20 protein-coding genes are annotated in these 15947 nt (G+C 70.8%); 2 read left to right on the top strand and 18 right to left on the bottom strand.

Annotated elements, in window-relative coordinates; genetic code table 11:
• On the bottom strand, positions 1-657 hold a 657-nt coding region (locus AB0D34_RS45210; RefSeq protein WP_362673580.1), incomplete at its 3' end, for a hypothetical protein.
• A gap of 251 nt (positions 658-908) precedes the next feature.
• On the opposite strand from AB0D34_RS45210, the gene AB0D34_RS45215 reads away from it, so the two are divergent.
• Positions 909-1871, top strand: coding sequence for a hypothetical protein (locus AB0D34_RS45215; RefSeq protein ID WP_362673582.1), 963 nt, complete (start codon positions 909-911; stop codon positions 1869-1871).
• A 55-nt stretch (positions 1872-1926) separates the two neighbouring features.
• On the opposite strand, the gene AB0D34_RS45220 is transcribed toward AB0D34_RS45215, so the two are convergent.
• The gene (locus tag AB0D34_RS45220) at positions 1927-2076 is read right to left on the bottom strand and encodes a hypothetical protein (protein ID WP_362673585.1); all 150 of its coding nucleotides are present in this window, start codon (positions 2074-2076) and stop codon (positions 1927-1929) included.
• Positions 2077-2086: 10 nt separating this feature from the next.
• Here AB0D34_RS45220 and AB0D34_RS45225 point away from each other — a divergent pair, with 10 nt between their 5' ends.
• Positions 2087-2560 carry a hypothetical protein gene (locus AB0D34_RS45225; protein WP_362673587.1) on the top strand — a complete coding sequence of 158 codons (474 nt, stop codon included), beginning with the start codon at positions 2087-2089 and terminating at the stop codon, positions 2558-2560.
• On the opposite strand, the gene AB0D34_RS45230 is transcribed toward AB0D34_RS45225, so the two are convergent.
• The 16 genes from AB0D34_RS45230 to AB0D34_RS45305 form a co-directional block, all read right to left on the bottom strand.
• Complete coding sequence (locus AB0D34_RS45230; protein ID WP_362673588.1) at positions 2511-2876, bottom strand: hypothetical protein; 366 nt, start codon at positions 2874-2876, stop codon at positions 2511-2513. The genes AB0D34_RS45225 and AB0D34_RS45230 overlap by 50 nt on opposite strands.
• 432 nt (positions 2877-3308) lie before the next feature.
• Complete coding sequence (locus tag AB0D34_RS45235; protein ID WP_362673590.1) at positions 3309-3704, bottom strand: hypothetical protein; 396 nt, start codon at positions 3702-3704, stop codon at positions 3309-3311.
• A gap of 117 nt (positions 3705-3821) precedes the next feature.
• A complete protein-coding gene (locus tag AB0D34_RS45240) occupies positions 3822-4655 on the bottom strand; it encodes a recombinase family protein (RefSeq protein WP_362673592.1) in 834 nt (277 codons plus the stop codon).
• A gap of 818 nt (positions 4656-5473) precedes the next feature.
• Positions 5474-9625 (bottom strand): MobF family relaxase, encoded by a 4152-nt coding sequence (mobF, locus tag AB0D34_RS45245; RefSeq protein ID WP_362673594.1) that lies wholly within the window; start codon positions 9623-9625, stop codon positions 5474-5476.
• A gap of 505 nt (positions 9626-10130) precedes the next feature.
• Entirely contained in the window at positions 10131-10421 is a 291-nt protein-coding gene (locus AB0D34_RS45250) for a hypothetical protein (RefSeq protein WP_362673596.1), read from the bottom strand.
• Complete coding sequence (locus AB0D34_RS45255; RefSeq protein WP_362673598.1) at positions 10418-10702, bottom strand: hypothetical protein; 285 nt, start codon at positions 10700-10702, stop codon at positions 10418-10420. The genes AB0D34_RS45250 and AB0D34_RS45255 overlap by 4 nt, the downstream gene beginning before the upstream one ends.
• A gap of 50 nt (positions 10703-10752) precedes the next feature.
• Positions 10753-11106 carry a hypothetical protein gene (locus AB0D34_RS45260; RefSeq protein ID WP_362673600.1) on the bottom strand — a complete coding sequence of 118 codons (354 nt, stop codon included), beginning with the start codon at positions 11104-11106 and terminating at the stop codon, positions 10753-10755.
• 2 nt (positions 11107-11108) lie between these two features.
• Complete coding sequence (locus tag AB0D34_RS45265) at positions 11109-11717, bottom strand: hypothetical protein (RefSeq protein WP_362673602.1); 609 nt, start codon at positions 11715-11717, stop codon at positions 11109-11111.
• A 2-nt stretch (positions 11718-11719) separates the two neighbouring features.
• Positions 11720-11986 (bottom strand): hypothetical protein, encoded by a 267-nt coding sequence (locus AB0D34_RS45270; protein ID WP_362673604.1) that lies wholly within the window; start codon positions 11984-11986, stop codon positions 11720-11722.
• Between the two features lie 15 nt (positions 11987-12001).
• Positions 12002-12691, bottom strand: a complete 690-nt coding sequence (locus tag AB0D34_RS45275) for a hypothetical protein (RefSeq protein WP_362673607.1) — start codon at positions 12689-12691, stop codon at positions 12002-12004.
• A gap of 104 nt (positions 12692-12795) precedes the next feature.
• Positions 12796-13197 (bottom strand): RNase adapter RapZ, encoded by a 402-nt coding sequence (locus tag AB0D34_RS45280; RefSeq protein ID WP_362673610.1) that lies wholly within the window; start codon positions 13195-13197, stop codon positions 12796-12798.
• Between the two features lies 1 nt (position 13198).
• Positions 13199-13678 carry a hypothetical protein gene (locus AB0D34_RS45285; protein WP_362673611.1) on the bottom strand — a complete coding sequence of 160 codons (480 nt, stop codon included), beginning with the start codon at positions 13676-13678 and terminating at the stop codon, positions 13199-13201.
• A 59-nt stretch (positions 13679-13737) separates the two neighbouring features.
• Positions 13738-14235, bottom strand: a complete 498-nt coding sequence (locus tag AB0D34_RS45290) for a transcriptional regulator (protein WP_362673613.1) — start codon at positions 14233-14235, stop codon at positions 13738-13740.
• A gap of 532 nt (positions 14236-14767) precedes the next feature.
• The gene (locus AB0D34_RS45295; RefSeq protein ID WP_362673615.1) at positions 14768-15127 is read right to left on the bottom strand and encodes a hypothetical protein; all 360 of its coding nucleotides are present in this window, start codon (positions 15125-15127) and stop codon (positions 14768-14770) included.
• Positions 15124-15768: a hypothetical protein gene (locus AB0D34_RS45300; RefSeq protein WP_362673618.1), complete on the bottom strand. Its 645-nt coding sequence runs from the start codon at positions 15766-15768 to the stop codon at positions 15124-15126. Before AB0D34_RS45300 ends, AB0D34_RS45295 begins: the two co-directional genes overlap by 4 nt.
• A 2-nt stretch (positions 15769-15770) precedes the next feature.
• Entirely contained in the window at positions 15771-15941 is a 171-nt protein-coding gene (locus AB0D34_RS45305; protein WP_362673620.1) for a pRL2-8, read from the bottom strand.
• Positions 15942-15947: the final 6 nt, after the last annotated feature.

Genomic DNA, 15947 nt, shown 5'->3' on the forward strand with positions numbered 1-15947 from the left:
GCGGATGACGTCGCCAGTGGTGACGATCAGGTCCTGGAGCTTGACCTTCTCCAGGATGGTGTCGGAGTCGGGGCGCGGGGCGAGGGCGGCGGCGAACAGGGCGAGCATCCCAGGAGCCCCGTTGCGTGCGGCGTCCCGCAGGATCACCTCCGGTCCGTCGCCCCACAGGTCCTGCCACTCGCGCAACGCCTTCACTGCGGGTTCGCTTTCCCAGTAGCAGGCGCGTACGAGCTGCTCGCCGAGATCGGCGGGGAGACGTACGGCGAGGCGGGCATTGAGCTTGGTGGGTTCGTCGGCCGACCGGCCTTGCTTGCGGGGGCTGCTGCCGAGGGGGCGGCCGGGCGCCCCGGCGTCGGCGGCCGGGACGGGCTTGTACTCGCCGTGCATCTTCCGGCGCTTCAGCTCGGCGCGGACCTCGCGCGCGACGACCAGGTCGAGGGTGCCGGCCAGCTTGCCGGTCTTCCGGAGCCGGGCGAACTCGGTACGGACGCGGCCGCGGGCCTCCCGGGCGGCCTCGCCCCGGAGGTAGCGGATGCCCTCGCGCTTCCGGGCCTCGGTGAGCCACTCGCGCTCAGCCTTCCGGCCCTGCTTGACCACCTCGGCGAGGGCCTTGCGGTCATCGGTCTCCAGCGCGATCACGAAGGGCAGCAGCGACATGGCGGGGAGTCTAGCTAGATATCCCGCCGCGCCGATCGCTTCTCGTGAGACTCCACGCGCGCGTGCGATGGACGGTCTCACGGGTTCCACGGGGCTTGCGAAGTCGCTAGCATTTCCGCAAGCGGAAACATGCTCAATCAAGCTAGATATCCCGCCCCTAAACGCGCAGGTCAACCCGTGTTTGAGGGTTGTTGCGCGGGGCGTTTCAGCTCTCTATGGTCGGGTCAGAATCCGGCCCAAGGAGGTTCGAAGTGCCGTCGTACGTTCCCGCGCTCCCCGGTCTCACGCGGTACACCTGGTGGGGTGCCGTGCCCGAGGGCCTTCTCACCAAGACCCAGCTCGACCGGCAGGGCCTCAAGCCCGGCGGCGAACCGCTGGGCCAGGTGCTGTATCACGGCAACTGCTACGCCCCGCTGTACGAGGTGACCGCCGCGGTGGCGAAGCGTCCGTGTTCGCCGGCGCAGAAGGCAGCCCTCGACCGGGCCCGTGATCTCCAGTACGTGTGCCGCCGCTGCGGGCACCATGACGACGAACCGCTCGGACGGGGCCGCTGGTGTGACTCCTGCTCCATCCCGGCCGCGCTGTTCGAGGTCCACGACCAGGCGCAGCAGCACGCCCGGCAGCTCGTCGCCGACGAGTCCGCCGTGCTCCTGGTCGTCGACGTCGAACCCGACTCGCTGCCCACCGCGCAGGCCGTCGCCGTCGTCGACGTCCGCGACGGTGAGGTCCTGTTCACTGCTCTGGCCGGGCAGTACGGCACCCCGGAGCGAGGCGAGGTCCTCGACCGGCTCGATGTGCTCCTCGCCGACCGGCGGGTGGTCCGCGAGCCCGACCACATGGGCCCCTACAGCCGGTACCCGGGCGCGTTGCTGCGCCTGCCCGGCTCGGTGGTACAGCCCGGCCCCGACCCGCAGCACCCGTGGGCGACGGCGCACCACCTGAAGGAGAACCCGAGCGTCGCGTCGATCTGGTCGGGCTGGTTCGGCTGGACGGGCTACCCGGGCGAGACGATCCCGAGCGTCCCCCGTGACGGCGCGGTGCCCTGGAGCCGCTCCTTGGATGTCGCCGCCGACGGCCGCTCGATGGCCGCTGTCCTGCACCGCATCGCCGACGGCACCGAACCGGTCTGGGAGAGCGCGGCCTGGACGACCGACGGGCACGGCGAGCCGGATCTCAGCTGGGACCGCCGACGGACAGCTCGGGTAGCTGCCTGACGCCTGCTGAAGCGCCAGTGTTTCCGCAAGCCGGAACGCTGGCGCTTTCGCATGCTCAGGCTCCCGATTCCTCCAGGCGGGCGCCGTACTGCTCTGCCCACTGCACCCACTCGTCGACGAGGGCGGCGAAGGCGGCGGCCGCGGTCGGCGGCTCCGGCTCCGGTGAGGCCGGCGGGATGCGGTCGGGGTGCGGCTCGTACGTCATGCTGCGCACCATGACCTCCCGGCCCGCCTACCGTCGCCCGCTCGCCGGGCACCACCAGGAGGACGACGTCCTCGTTGGACGGGACATGAGACTGACCTCCCCGGCGGCGCCCGGCGTCGAGCAGCTCGCCGACGAGGCGGCAGAGGCCGCGTGCAACCTCGCGGACGCGGTAGGCCAGCCGGACCCCTGGAGCGCGGCCGCGGCCGACGACGTCGCCGAGGCGATCGACACGCTCGCGGCCGCGCTCGCCACGGTGCACCCCGACGCCGCGCGCATCCTCGCCAGGGTGCCGGCCGCCACTGCCGAGGTGCTCGCCCTGCTCAACGACGGGCCGGAACCCGGCGCGGCCCCGGCCGGGGAGACCACCCAACCGCGGCGCTCCCGTCGTCGCATCGGTCTCGGTCCCGGCTGGACGGGCCTCGCCGCGGCGCCGGTCAGCGGCTCCGGCTCGCCCACGGCGGCGGGAGCGGCATCCGCCCGGTGACCGCGAGCAGCAGCGCCCGCAGGTCCCCCAGGAGCTGCTGACCATCGGGCGATGTCGGGAAGCCGTTGGTGCGCAGCAGCGTCGCCGCCTGCACGAGCGCGGTGGCGTACGGGTTCGCCTCACCCGGTGGAGCGATGCCGGGGCCGGCCGCCCGCATCCCCTCCACCACCGCCTCGACCGGCGGGGTGCGCGGCGGGGCGTCGAGGATGACCTCCGCGCACCTCTGCTCCAGCCGGGTCGGCACCCAAGACCCGCTCTCCAGGTCCTCCAGCAACGACTGGAGCCGGGCCGCGGCCTCCGTGGCAGTGATCGTCATACCCCTCATGATCCGAGCCGCGCCCGGCGACGGCGCAACCGCCCTGCGGTCCCGCGCCAACGAGCGGACCAGCGGCACGACATGGGCCCGTACGGGCGGCCGCCGGACTACCGAGGAACCGGTCCTCTCGGCTCCCGAGTAGGCCCGCGCGGCAGGGGGTCGGGCCTGGACGACGAGGTTTCTGGACTTTCTGGACCGCTCAACGCGCGCGTACGCGAAGGGGCCAGGTTTTGGGACTTTTGGGACCGGCCTACGCACGGGCGCGCGAGAACCTGGATCAACTCGGACACTTCGCCGGGTTGTTGCGCAACTTGCGCAGGTCCACGCGCGCGTACCCGTACGGAGCGGCACTCGGGCGACCGGCGCCACCAGCCCCTGGCCGCCCCCGCTTTGGGTGGCTTGCCTGAGAAACCGCCTCTGAACCCGTGCCGACTACGTGGCCCCGTACCTGTCCTGGAGTTGAGCGAGAAGACGCCGTGTGTCGGTAGGGGAGAACCAGGTCAGCTCCTCGTTCGGCGGTGCGTCCACGGTGACATCCCACACCCCGACGGTGTCTTTGGCGTCCACTTGAATGGGCGGGCGCGTGAGCCACAGCTCATCGACGCCTTCACGGACCACGACGCCTATGAGGTCGGGCTGAAGCACGGCCGCGGTGCTGGCGGCGCTGCCGGGCCCCATGAGCAGGTCGGCCAGGGCCTCCGTCGCGTCGTCTCCCCGCACAGCCGACGCGGCCATGCCGATCTGGTCGCCCGCGTCCGTGAGCGTCACCACCATGTACGTGCAGTCGACATGGCGCTGCCACGGCGGGGTCTGCCACTCGAAGGTCATGCGCCCATCCTCCCCAGTTGGCTCGGGGCAGCAAGAGTGCGGTTCAGAGATGGTCTCTGAGCACGACGGAGCCCCGGAGCGTGATGCCCCGGGGCTCTGTCGGCTTGGGTCGAGGCGTTACCGGATCCCGTCGAGGATCTTCGAGGCCCGGGTGCGGCGGATCGCTTCCTTCTTCCGGGCGCGGTCGCGTTCGGAGCGTTGCCGGTTCGCTTCCCGTGCGGCGGGGTCGAGGATGCGGGCGACGGTGGTCGGGTGCCACTTCCCGCCGCGCTTCGACGGGACCTCGGCGTCGTTGAGGCGTCGGCAGATCGGGCGGGGTCCGAGTCCTTCCTCGTCGTGCCACTTGAGGATCAGGTCCTCGATGTCCTTCTCCTCGGGGAGGTCGACCAGCTCGTTGTCCACGGCCTGCTTGCCGAACGGCGGGGCGCCGTACGCGTATCCGCCCTGTGCGCCTTTGGTGGCGCGGCCGCCGCGCAGCCGCTTGCGGATGAGGCCGCGGTCGAGCTGGTGGAAGACGCCGCGCATCTGCCGCATGGCCGTGCGCATCGGGTCGTCCTCGTCGTCCTCCAGGTGCTCGCCGTGGTCGGCGGTGAACGCCCGTCCCCCGAGAGCCCAGACGTACGCGAGGACCGCCTCCTGGACGGTCAGCTCACGGGCGAGCCGGTCGAGGTTCGGGGCGAGGATGCCGTCGGCGCGGCCGTCGGCGATCCACTGCATGGCCTCCATGAGCCCGTCGCGCTCGTCGATCGTCGACTTCCCGGTCTGCCCGGCCTTCTCGTCGCCGTCGGTCACGACGTGCACGATGCGGTGCCCGCCGGCGGGAGAGGCGTTCCAGCGTCGGCAGTCGGTCTCTTGAGCCGGGAGGCCGTAGCCGTCGATGGCCTGTCCGGCGGTGGAGACCCGCTTGACGATGATCAGCCGGAGTCGCTCACGCTTGTAAGGGGTGCTCATGATCCGAAGCGTACACATCCATAGGTATAGATGTAACACCCCAGGTCAGAAGCGAATTGCTGCCTACGGGTGACGCTCGGGGCCCCAGGGTGACCAAGGGGCGGTGTCCCCCGGCGCGTGCCGGGCCGCGCCACGGCGATACGGGTCCGCGCCGGGGGATGCCGACCGGAGCGGGGGTCTGGGGGCTGGCGAAGGCCCCCAGTGCCCACCGGCGCCCGCCCGGTGGGCTCCAGCCGAGATTCCCTCCCGCCGGACGGGAGCGGGCCGGTTCGTACGACGATCCCTCTGGCGACCGGTCGACGTCGGCGGCGACGCTGGACGGACTCCAGCCGAAGGAGTTCGGGCCGCGTCTGGCCGCGCGGCCGCGAATCCGGCTGGAGGGCGCTGATCGACTTCTCTCAGCGCCGTTCTCCGGGCGGATACGGCCGTCGACACGGGCACTGCCCCGGCTGTCCGGCTGTATCCGCCCGTCGACATACCCCGGACGGCCTACAGCGGCCGCAGGGCGGCCGTGGACGTCCTCACCGGCGTATCGGGGCGCGAGGGGCCTGGAGAGCGCCGTACAGCGGCTCCCGGGGGCGTACAGCGGTTCGAGCGCTCCGACTTCAGGGGGCCGACGCCTGCAGAAGGCTCCCCAGGGAAGTAGTCGTCGCTCCTGGAGCTCGTCGCTGACCCCCTTGTCTGCCTGGTCAGCGACCCGCGCAGGGCCTCGCCGGGCACGGCTCCCGTGCGACCAGAGCCGCGACCAGAGGCGCGCTCAGAGACGCGAGCAGAGACACGACCAGAGGTGCGACCAGAGGCGCGACCTCGTCGGCCGGCTACATCTTCCGTCCGCTCGACCGTCCCTGAGACGGCGGCGAGTAGGTCGAGGACGCCTCGTTCCGGGCTCGGATCTCGGCACGCTGGGCTTCCCGGGCTTCCCGCTGCTGCTGCAATGAGGCCCGGCCCGCGCTCTCCATGTCGTGCAGCCGGGGGAACTTCGTGGCGACGTCGGCGCGCAGCTGCTTCTCGGACCGTGCGGCGGCAACGGTGGAGCGGGCCGACTCCGCCTCCCGCCTTTGGGTGGCTGCCCTTCCCGTCGCCCGGCCGATCAACTGCTGATCGCGGACGTCCCGGTTGTGGCCCAGCCGTGCGGCGAGGTCGCGCATCTCGGTGAACCGTTCGGCGACCGTGGCGACGTCGGCGGGGACGGGCTTGTTCGCTCCGAGCGCGCTGGCGTAGTCGCTCTGGCCGATGGTGTCCCATGCCTCGCGCATCGTGTCGCGGGCGGCGCTCTCGGCGCGGCTCTCCTCTTGCCAGGCGGCGGCCCGCTCGCCGGTGAACTGCTCCTTGAGCTGGCGCTGTTCCTTGCGGGAGGTCTGTGCGAGGCGCAGGGCCAGGCGGCTCTTGTCGTCCGACTTGCTCAGCTCGGCGAGCCAGTTGGAGCGTTCATCGGCGATCCGCTTCTGCTCGGCGGCGATGTCGAGTTCGCGGTGCACGGTGGTGAGGAGTTCCTCCGCCTGGTCCAGGAGCTGGAGGGCCCCGGCGGTGTACGCCTGGCCGCGCGTCTGCCCGCTGGCCTTCTCCCGCTCCAGGCGCTCCTCGATGGTCTTGGCGGCGAATTCCTCCTGCCGGGCCTCGGTGTCGCAGTCCTCGGCGTACTTCTCGTTGCGCCCGATCAGCCGGTTCAACTCCCGGTCGGTGACGTCGCCGAACGGGCGGGACGTCCAGGAGGGGACGGCCCGTTCCTCCTTGAGCAGCTGGAGCTTGGCGAGCTGCTCGTCACTCAGCCGCGGCTGCTCCGGGCGCCGGGCCTCGTCCTGCGCCTGGTCGTGCTGGACGACCTCGGCGGCGGGCACGTCGACGTCGGCGGGACGGTCGTCGCGGGTGCGCTGGCGCCGTCGCTCCGTCTCGACACGGGCCTCTTCGGCCTCGCGGTCGCGTTGCAGCGGCAGCGGGGCGGGCGCCGGCGGTTCGGTGAGCAGGTCGGAGACCATCGAGTCGGGCCGGGACTGACCCAGATACCGGGCGAAGGCGTCGATCGCCCGCTCCAGCCGCTCCCGCTCGCTGCGGGCGGACCCGAGCCGGGCCTGCGTCTCCTCGCTCTCGATCACGTCCAGGGGAAGCCAGATGTGGTTCTCCCGCCGGGCCCGGGTGATGCCCGGGTACGTGGCGAAGGCGTTCGCGCCGTGGCCGTACATCAGCGACGTGTTGCAGGTCAGGCCCTGACTCGCGGCGACCGTCATGGCGTACCCGAGCGACAGTGAGCCCTTCGCGATCTGATCGGACGTCATCCATCCCGACTCGTACCGGTAGCCGTCCTCTTCGCGGCGGTCCCGGACCCTCCAGGTGACCTCGACCCGGTGTTGGTCGTCGATCGCGGTGACGACGGCCCGGTACCCGTTGAGCATGTCCGGGCCCTCGCCCCGGCGGGATCGGTAGTCGTTGATGCGGATGCGGACCGCGTCGCCCACGGCGAGGGTGATCGAGTCGCCGCCGGGCCTGGCGTAGGTGTGCTCGTCTCCGAGTTCACCTACCGCGCGCCTCATCTGCTGAGCACCCAGGTTGAGGGCGTCGACGTCGCTGTTGCGCGCGGCGAGCACCACCAGGTGCTGGATGAGGTCGTACGTGTCGGGCCACCGCGAGCCGCGCAGCTCATCCCAGGTGGTCAGGATCTGGGAGCGGGCCTCGTCGGCGGTCTCGGCAGAGTGGACGCGTCCGCCGGCGGCGAGCAGCTCCAGCGCGAGCCGGTGGTCACCGGTGCGCCAGACCTCCAGCGCCTGCCGTTCGGCGGCGTCCTCCTGGCGCCGGTTCTCCGTCAGCGTCAGCCCGTGGACGATCCGGTGGACCTCGCGGAACCAGCCGCCCACGCCCACCGCCTGGAGCTGGAGGTGGTCGCCGATCGCCACCACCTTCGTGCCGGTGCGCGCGGCCTCCGCCATCAGCGCGGCTGCGGACCGGTCGTCGACCATGGTCGCCTCGTCGATGACCAGGACGTCGACGCCCCGCAGTCCGCGCCCGTCCCGGATCTCCCCCAGCCAGGCCGCGACCGTGCGGGAGGGGATGCCGGACGCGTCGTTGAGGTTCTTCGCGGCGACCGCCGTGAGCGTGGCGCCCGCGTACGTGGTGCCGGTGGCGTCCCACGCGATCCGGGCCGCGTCCATCAACGTGGACTTGCCCGCGCCGGCCCCGCCGACGATGGCCTCGATCCCGTGCCCGGCGGTGAGGATCCGGGTGACGGCCTCGCGCTGCTCGTCGGACACCTCGTATCCGGCGGCGACCTCGAAGACGCCGATGGCGCGGGCCGTGTGGTCGGGGTCGAGCCGCACCGAGCCGTCGTCGTACCGGTCGAGCGCGTGCTGGCGTACGGCGGCCTCGCAGTCCAGCACGTCCTGCGTGGTGTACCGGCCGATCGACGACATGACGGTGGAGCCGACGGTGGGCACCCGCACCGCGTAGCCCTCGATGGCGAGGACCTCGTCGACGAGCTGCTCCAGGCGGTCCGGGTCGTTGTCGATGCCGTACTCGAGGGAGTTGGCGACGGCGGCCAGGGCCTGCGCCCGGGTGAAGGTCTTCTCGTTCGCGGTCAGCCCGGTCTCGGGGTCGAAGACCACCGCGGCGATGTCCGACGGCGGCGGGATGCGCGGGCCGCTTCCGGGGCCGTCGACACCGTCACCTCCGTCCGGGCCGGGCGGTCCCGGGGCCGCGGCCGCAATCATCGCGTCGACGTCGTCGACGACCTGCTCGGCGCGCTCCCTCCAGCTCCCGCGCATCGTGGTCGCGTCGACGTCGACCTTGTCGCGCTTGGTCGCGAAGCTGACGGCCTGCTTCTCCTGGCGGCTGGCGTCGGCGCCGGCCTTCTCGTCGACGAGCGCGGCCCGGCGCGAGAAGTGGTCCCGCACCTGCTCGGGGATGCCGACGACCTCCCACGCGCCGGTGCGCTCGTTGCGCTCACGCCGGATGCCGAAGTGCTCGAACGTGAGCGCGCGGACGCGGGCCTTGAAGTACGCGTCGGCCGCCGACGCGTGACGGTGCAGGTCCTGCCCGCTGTTGGCGATCGACCGCCACTCGCCGTCCTCGCACAACGCCACGTTGGCGATCGTGGTGTGCAGATGAAAGTGCGGGTCGCCGGGCTCCCCGGCCCGGACCGGGCGCGCGCTCTGGTGCTCGACACTCCAGGCGAGCAGACCGCCGGTGGCGAGCCGGACCGGCTCCCCGTCCTCGCTGCCGACCGCGTACCCGGCCCACCGCTCCAGCTGCCGGAAGGTGTCGCGCTTGGCCTCGTGGACCAGGAGGCGAAGTTCCTCCGCCGACATCAGGTCCATCAGGCCCTCGACCACGCTGTCGCTCTTGGGGAGGTCGAGGACGATGTCCCAGCCGCGGACCCGGTCGTCGACGCGGCGGTCCTTGTGCTCCCAAGCTATGGCGAGTTCCGTTTCGCCATAGACGTCGTCCAGGGAAATACCGGCGGCACGCGCGAGTTTGTGAAGCGTGGTCACCTGCATCCGGTGCATTTCCCCGAAGTGGCGCACGTTCCGCTGCTGCGTCGCGAATACCCGCTCTTGCTTGGGCTTTCCATTGAACAGTTCTGCCGGTTCAACTCCCTTTTCCTCGGCGGCCTTTTCGATGGCCTCGACAAGCCGGGCGGTGGTGAGCTGAGCCAATCCGTGGGCGCGGACGGACGTGCGGGATTTGATGAGGCGGGCGCCCGTCTCTGGGTGGCATCCGTTCATCAGGCGACGGGCGGCTTCCTTGCCCTCGTCGTCCAGTTCGGCGCCTTCGACGAGGCCGACGGCCTCCAGGCCGCTGCCCATCCAGATCAGGGCCGACCCTCTCTCGGCGCTGAGCCGGTAATCGACGGCCTGGTCCTCGCGGCTGTCGTCCAGGACGACGGTCTTCTCCGTGCCGGACTCGACCACGGCGCATCCGGCCTGCTCCTTGAGCCGGTACTCGACCTGTTCGTCGACGGTGATTTTCGTGACCCAGGCCACCGGCCGGCTCCTCCCCGTACTGCGCGCCCCGCGCGCTTGTGCGCTTGTGCCTTTCCCCGGCCTGCCGGGGTTCCCCGCGAGGGGAACCCCCTTTGTCCTCCTCCTCTTTTTGATCATGAACCAGAAGGAGAGCAACAGGGCCACCACACAACCCACAGACGACCAGGTGGACCAACAGACCAACGATGTACAGCACCATGCCACTGACCACAGACGTTCAGACTTCCGGGGTCTCTCGAACCGGGTCCGCTCCCGTCAGGCGGGCAACGACTTCCGTTCGCGGTCCGCCGGGCGGGCACGGCTCCGACGTGAACGACGGCTTATCTAGCCAGATAGCGCGCTGCTGACGTGCCGTCCGCGCGGCCGGGGTTCCTGCCAGCATTTCGGCTTGCGTGAACGCTGGCGGGGCTGCCTGCGGTCCGGCGGGCGGGGCGGCTGGCCTCTACCCTGAGACGCGAGAGACCCCCGGCACTAACCCTGCCGGGGGTCTCTTTATGCGTGCGTATCAGTGGAACCAGACCAGGACCGGAATTCTGATCTGCCGTTCTTCTCGGATGACGGTGTATTCGATGATGACGGGTTCTCCCGCGACCTCAAGGGAGTACCGAACTCCGAGGTCATCCATCGGATATCCGGGCGGCTCGCGGTCGATGTCGACAGCGGCCCCGGCCTCAATTCCCAGGGCGAGCAGGAAGTTGAGGACCTTTTTGGAGAGATCCGGCGGCATATCGAGCATGACGCTCGCCGGGATTTCCTCGGTCCATACGGTCCAGCCGCGCCGTGGCTGGTCGGTCATCCGGCCTGCCTTTCCACTTGCTCCAGGAGGTCCTCGACCGACACCAGGTTGCGGCCGGCGGCGGCGTTGGCCCGGCTGGTCTCGGCACCTCGCGCGCTGTGGAGCATGGCCGCGCACCACCAGCGGCGCATGACGGTGGGGACGTCGGCCTCCTCGGCGGCGAGGACCTCGCCGTAGAAGCGGGCCCGCTGCTCGCCGGTGAGGGCGTCACCGATGGCGTTGATCGTGTGCGGGATGGAGTGGACCCGGCTGTCTGCCGGGTGTTCGGGTTGGGCGCTCACTGCGCTCTCCTTCGGGTCGATTGTTCGAGTGTCCTACGGACGGCGTGCGGTCAGCTCTTGAAGGGGGCGGGTACCTCGTACCCGTTCGCCTCCAGCCACGCGAAGACGGCAGCGCGCTCTTCCTTGGCCTGGCCGTACTGCTCCCGGGTGGCCTTGCCGTCGATCGCGTCCTTCGCGATGCGCGTGGCGCGGTCGCTGACCCAGGAGGCCACCTCCCACCCCTGCTTCATCGCACCGACCGCCGGCGGCAGCTCCTGGCGCTCGGCGAAGGCGGCGGCCTCCTGTTCCGCTTCCGCGAGCTTGGCGTTGGCCTTCTCTGCCTCGGCGCGGGCCTTGGCGAGCTGCTCGTCGAAGTACGTGGTGACGATCGCCGTGGCGTCGATTTCGGTGTTCGTGCCGTCCATGCTCAGCCCTGCTCTTCCGGTACCGGGTCCTTGTGGAGCAGGGTCGCCTGGGAGATCGCGTCGTCCAGCTGCTGGGCCCGCTTCCGCAGGCGCTCTGCCCAGAACTCCGCCTTGCTGATCAGATCGGCGTCCGAGCTGTGCTCGGTCGTCCAGCCGTCAGGGATGTCGGCACCGAGCCTGTGCGCACCCAGCTCGTGGAACAGCAGGTCGTCCATCTCGACTACCGCGCCACGGACGGCGTCCACGACCTCTGTCCTCTGCGGGCGCCAGTCCGCCGGGGGCTCGGTCACGGGCCCGAACTCGGCCAGCATCTCCGGCCACGTGTACGTGGCGCCGGCGCCCGGCATGGCCGGGGATTCCTCCAGCGTCCAGACGTCGACGCCCGGCTTCGCACGCCACAGTGCGCCGTCACCGTCCAGCACCCCGAGGACCCATTCATCTCGGCTCGGGGCGGGGTCGGACATGGTCCAGGTACGGCGGTCCGGCATCTTCTTGCGGCGCCACCCGGCGAGTGCGATGCGGGCCGCACGCTCCCGCTCGTTCGGGGGCATGGCCTGCACCTCCGGCAGGTCCATGACCTCTTCGACAGTCGGGTACGGCGGCTTCCGCATCCTCAGTTCTCCTCATTCGTGTCACTCGTGGCCAGACCTTCGGTACGGAAGCGGTCCAGCTCTTCGCCGTTCGGCCCCACGGTGCCCTCCATGAGGTTTCGGATGTGCCCGGCCTCCCAGGACCCGGAGCGGTTGCGCAGGACCTCCTCGATGCCGCCCTCCTTGGCGGCGACGGTGCACAGGGCGTGCGCGAGGAACTCGGCGACGTCGACTCCGTCGTCCAGGGCCTCCGCGATAACGGCGGCGGCCCGGCGGTTCCGGTCGTCCATGGTGATCTCGGCCTTTCAGTACAGGTAGGCGTTCATGGCGTTGCCGCCTGTGATCAGCTTGTTGAACGTGGTGGCGGCGTTCTTGTACGCGGCCTCGCCCCGCAAGGTGAGGACGACCTTCTCGCCGGGGCCCTTGGCCTCGATCTCGCTGCGGAGCAAGCGGGTGTCGTCGGTGTCCAGCTCCAGGACTCCGACGACCATCGCGAGGTCTGCGACGAGGTCCTCGGCGCGCGGGCGCCGGCGGCTGGCGGGGTTCTTCGGGTCGGGACGCTCCTCGGCGTCCTCGGCGACCTGGTGCAGGAAGTCGAGCAGGTCTTGCCCGTCCTCCTCGCGGTTGACGACGCGGGTGAGCCGGTCGCGCAGGACGCGCAGCACCACCAGGTCGCGTTCCTCAATGACGACCGGGTAGAACGGCATGTGCTCGTACACGCCGTCGGCCGCCAAGAGAACGCGGGCCTCCGCCGGGTGGTCCTCGCCGTGGATCCGGCGCTGGAGCGGGGCGGGCAGGGCCCTGAAGACGCGTCCGAGGGCGTCGTTCGGCGCCTTGGCGTTGAAGTCCTCGGGGAGCTGCCAGGCGTCCTCGACCCCGGCGTCCATGTCGTCGACGGCGCCCACCAAGGGGAGCATCAGCGTCTCGTCAAGGCTGACAAGGACGTGCAGGAAGTCCTCTTCATCGGGGATCAGTACGGTCCGGTTGGCTGTCACGGTGGGTGGGTCCTCCGTAGAGTCGTGCGGGGGTGGGGCCGAATCGCGCGGCCCCACCCCCGCCATCATTCCGTCTGGGGCTGACACCCCGGGACGGCTTGCTGCTACTGCCGGGCGTGGACGCCTGCGGGCAACAGCGGCTCGTCGACGTCGCGGTGCTCGATCTCGACCTGGCGGCCGCACAGTTCGAGCAGCTCGGCAGTCCGTCGGGCCAAACCGACACTGCGGTGCCGGCCCCCGATGCAGCCGAACGCGAGGACGACGTCGCCGCCGGTCTCGTCGACGAGCCCGATCGCGGCGGCGGCCGCGCTCTGCGCCAGGATCTCGATGCCGGGCGTCTCCCGGACGTGGTCGTACACGGCCTGGTCGAGGCCCGTGAGCTGCTTGAGCGCCGGGTCGTGGAAGGGGTTGCGGAACCGTCGACCGCTGACGTCGTACGTGACCTCGGCGGTCGGGACGCCCTTGGCCTTGTGGCCGTAGCCGAACGAGACGAGTCGGATGGTCATGTCAGCTCTCCTCGAAGCGAGCGGTGGCGCACGACTGGCACAGCGTCATCTGCGGGTGGTCCTCACGCTCCGGGTCGATCGCCGAGGTGTACGGGTCGTCCATGACCTTCACGTCCGGCGTGCACTTGCTGCACCCCTCGCAGGTCAGGACCGGGGTGAGGATCTCCACGACGCGGTCGATCCGCTCGCCGACGCTGTCCTCGGCGTACCCCTGGGCGGTGTCGAGCAGCTCCAGGACGTGGTCGATCTCCTCGTGGTCGACTTCCTCCAGGGAGATCCTGATGGTGCCGATGGCCCCGGAGACGGCTCCCAGGACTCCGTTCTCCCGGTCGCGGTGATCACGCAGGGCCCGCAGTACGGCGACGTGCGGTTCCAGTTCCTCAGAGCGGGTCGCGATGTCGACCAGTCGTTCCAGGCCGATGCGGTAGATGGCGACGGCCGCCGCGATCTCCTGCTCCAGGCTCATCTTCGGGTTGGTCACTGGGGTCCTTCCGTGGTGAGAGACGGATTATCTAGCTGGTTATCGCGCGTCTGCGCTGCTCAGACGGCCGCGATGAGGAGAGCCGCGATCAGGAGGAAGAGGTGGTGGAACGACTGGTCGAGGGCGTACGCCCCCGTGCCGAGGGTCGGGGCGTACCCGCCGTCGGCGGTCGCCGGGGCCGCGGGGTGGGCAGGCGTCCCGAGCGTCAGGAACTCGGTCTTGCCGGTCACCTTGGCGAGCCAGACGAGGGTGCTTCGCCGGTCTGCCCACCAGTGGCTCGCCGCGTCGATTCCGAGGCCAGCCACGATGCCGCCGGTGGTGACCGGAAGGTCGAGGACCAGGACGACCGGGATAAGGACGACGGCCTTCGTCACCGTCAGGCCCAGAACGTGCAGCGTGCAGCTCAGGCGGCCGGTCCGGCTGGACTGGCCCGGGTTCCGGTCGTTCTCGCCCTTGTGGGCGGCCTGGTGGGAGGTCTGGACCCAGTGGTCTCCCACGGAGTGCGCGACGTACAGCGCGATGAACACGGCGGCGAACACGGCGGCTGCGTTGCTCATGAGGTGAAGGTCTCCTGTCTGCGTTCCGGCTGTCGTTTCCGCTTGCTTTTTCGCTTGCGGTAATTCAAGGATGCAGACTCCGAGTCTGCATGTCTAGGGGGTCGCAGACTCTGAGTCTGCATAACGTGCGTCTGTGCTGGTCACGCCTTCAAAATTTCTCGCGAACCGCTCGGGTCTTCCGCCCGTTCGGTGCGCTCACGGCGTGATCCGCGCCTCACTACGCGCCTCGCGAAGCGGTGCGAAGGGCTTCGTCGGCGCCCTCCGGGGAGGGAGGGGTAAAGCGGACGGGCGCGGTCGCGCCCGGCAGTCCCGGCTTTCCGTCTGTGGCGGTCGCGCGTTCACCGTCACCGCCCACTCGGCCGTGGACGGCCTCCCGGTCGGTGCCGGGCGCGACCGCCGTTCCTTCCGCTCGTCACGCGCCTCGCCGTACGACGGAGCCCCGCTGAGCGCTGCGGCTCGGCGGGGCTCTGGGGTGCCACCCAAAGCGGGGGGCGGTGTCGCCGGGTGCGCTGGTCGGCCGGGTGCGGGTCGTTCAGGACTCGCCGGACCACTCCCAGGGCTCGCCTGCTTCCGCGGCGCGGGCGGCGGCGTCGGCCAGGGCGCGGGCGAGGCCGGCCACCGCGGGCTTGAGGTGGCGGCTGCGGGAGACCTTGAGCAGCTGCTCGGCGAACACGGCGGCCTCGGCGGCCGGGATGGTCCGCGGGGTGGGGTTCTCCAGCGCCTGGACGAGCGGGGCCACGTCCTTCTGGTCGTTCCAGGAGAAGGCGTTGGAGGCGTACGGCGCCAGGGAGGCCAGGGATTTGAGCGGGTGGCGGTCCTGGCCGAAGAAGTCAGCGCCGTGGCTGACGATCAGGTGCGGTTCGGCGTCGACGATGGCGTGCTTGCGGGTCATCCCTGCTCTCCAATCACGGTGGTCCACGGGTTGGCGGGGTCCTCGCGGCGCAGGCCGGTGAGGAAGTCGAGGACGACCCAGAGCCGTTCGCCGGCGGTGCCGTACTCCGGCGCGACGATCGAGACGTACGTGCCGTGCGCGACCTGGTCGTAGAGGTGGCGGTCGAGGCCGGGCCACTGGATGGCCATGTCCGCCCGCCCAATGCGGCCGCCGAACGCGGTGACCACCTCGCCGTCGCGCAGGGTGGCGGCGACGGGGTACTCCGGGCGGCGGCCGCGGCTGTAGTCGTGGACGCGGACGAACATCCCGGCGGCGGTGGCGGCGTCGACCAGGCGGTGGAAGAGGTCGTCGTCGACGACGACCAGCTCGACCGCGGCGCGCTGCTCCCACCACAGGCCGTCCGCGCCGGTTCCGGCGAATCCCGGCTGCGACTGGGTGGTGACGTACCCGGCCCGGCACAGCGCGGCGAGGGTGGGAACGAGGTGCTCGGTCTCCTCGTCGGGGCCGAACCGCGGCTGGTAGCCGGGGCGGGAGTCGATCTCGCCCTCCAGCCACAGGGCCATCAGCTCGCCGAGGTCGGCCACGGTCTTCGCGGACTTCCAGCGGCGCCGGTCGGCGCGGCTCATCCAGGGCAGCTTCATGGTCAGCCCTTCACGATCATCGAGTCCGGGCACTTGCCGCCCATGTGGGACACGCACGCCGGGCAGTCCTCGCGCGGCTTGAGGTGCTTGTGCTGCGCGCGGCTGTCGTAGGCATGAAGCCAGCACTGCCTGCACTGGCCGATCGGCGGATTCAGAGCCTTCTTGCTCGCCATCACGTT

The sequence above is a fragment of the Streptomyces sp. NPDC048420 genome (genome assembly GCF_040651535.1).
Classification (GTDB): domain Bacteria; phylum Actinomycetota; class Actinomycetes; order Streptomycetales; family Streptomycetaceae; genus Streptomyces.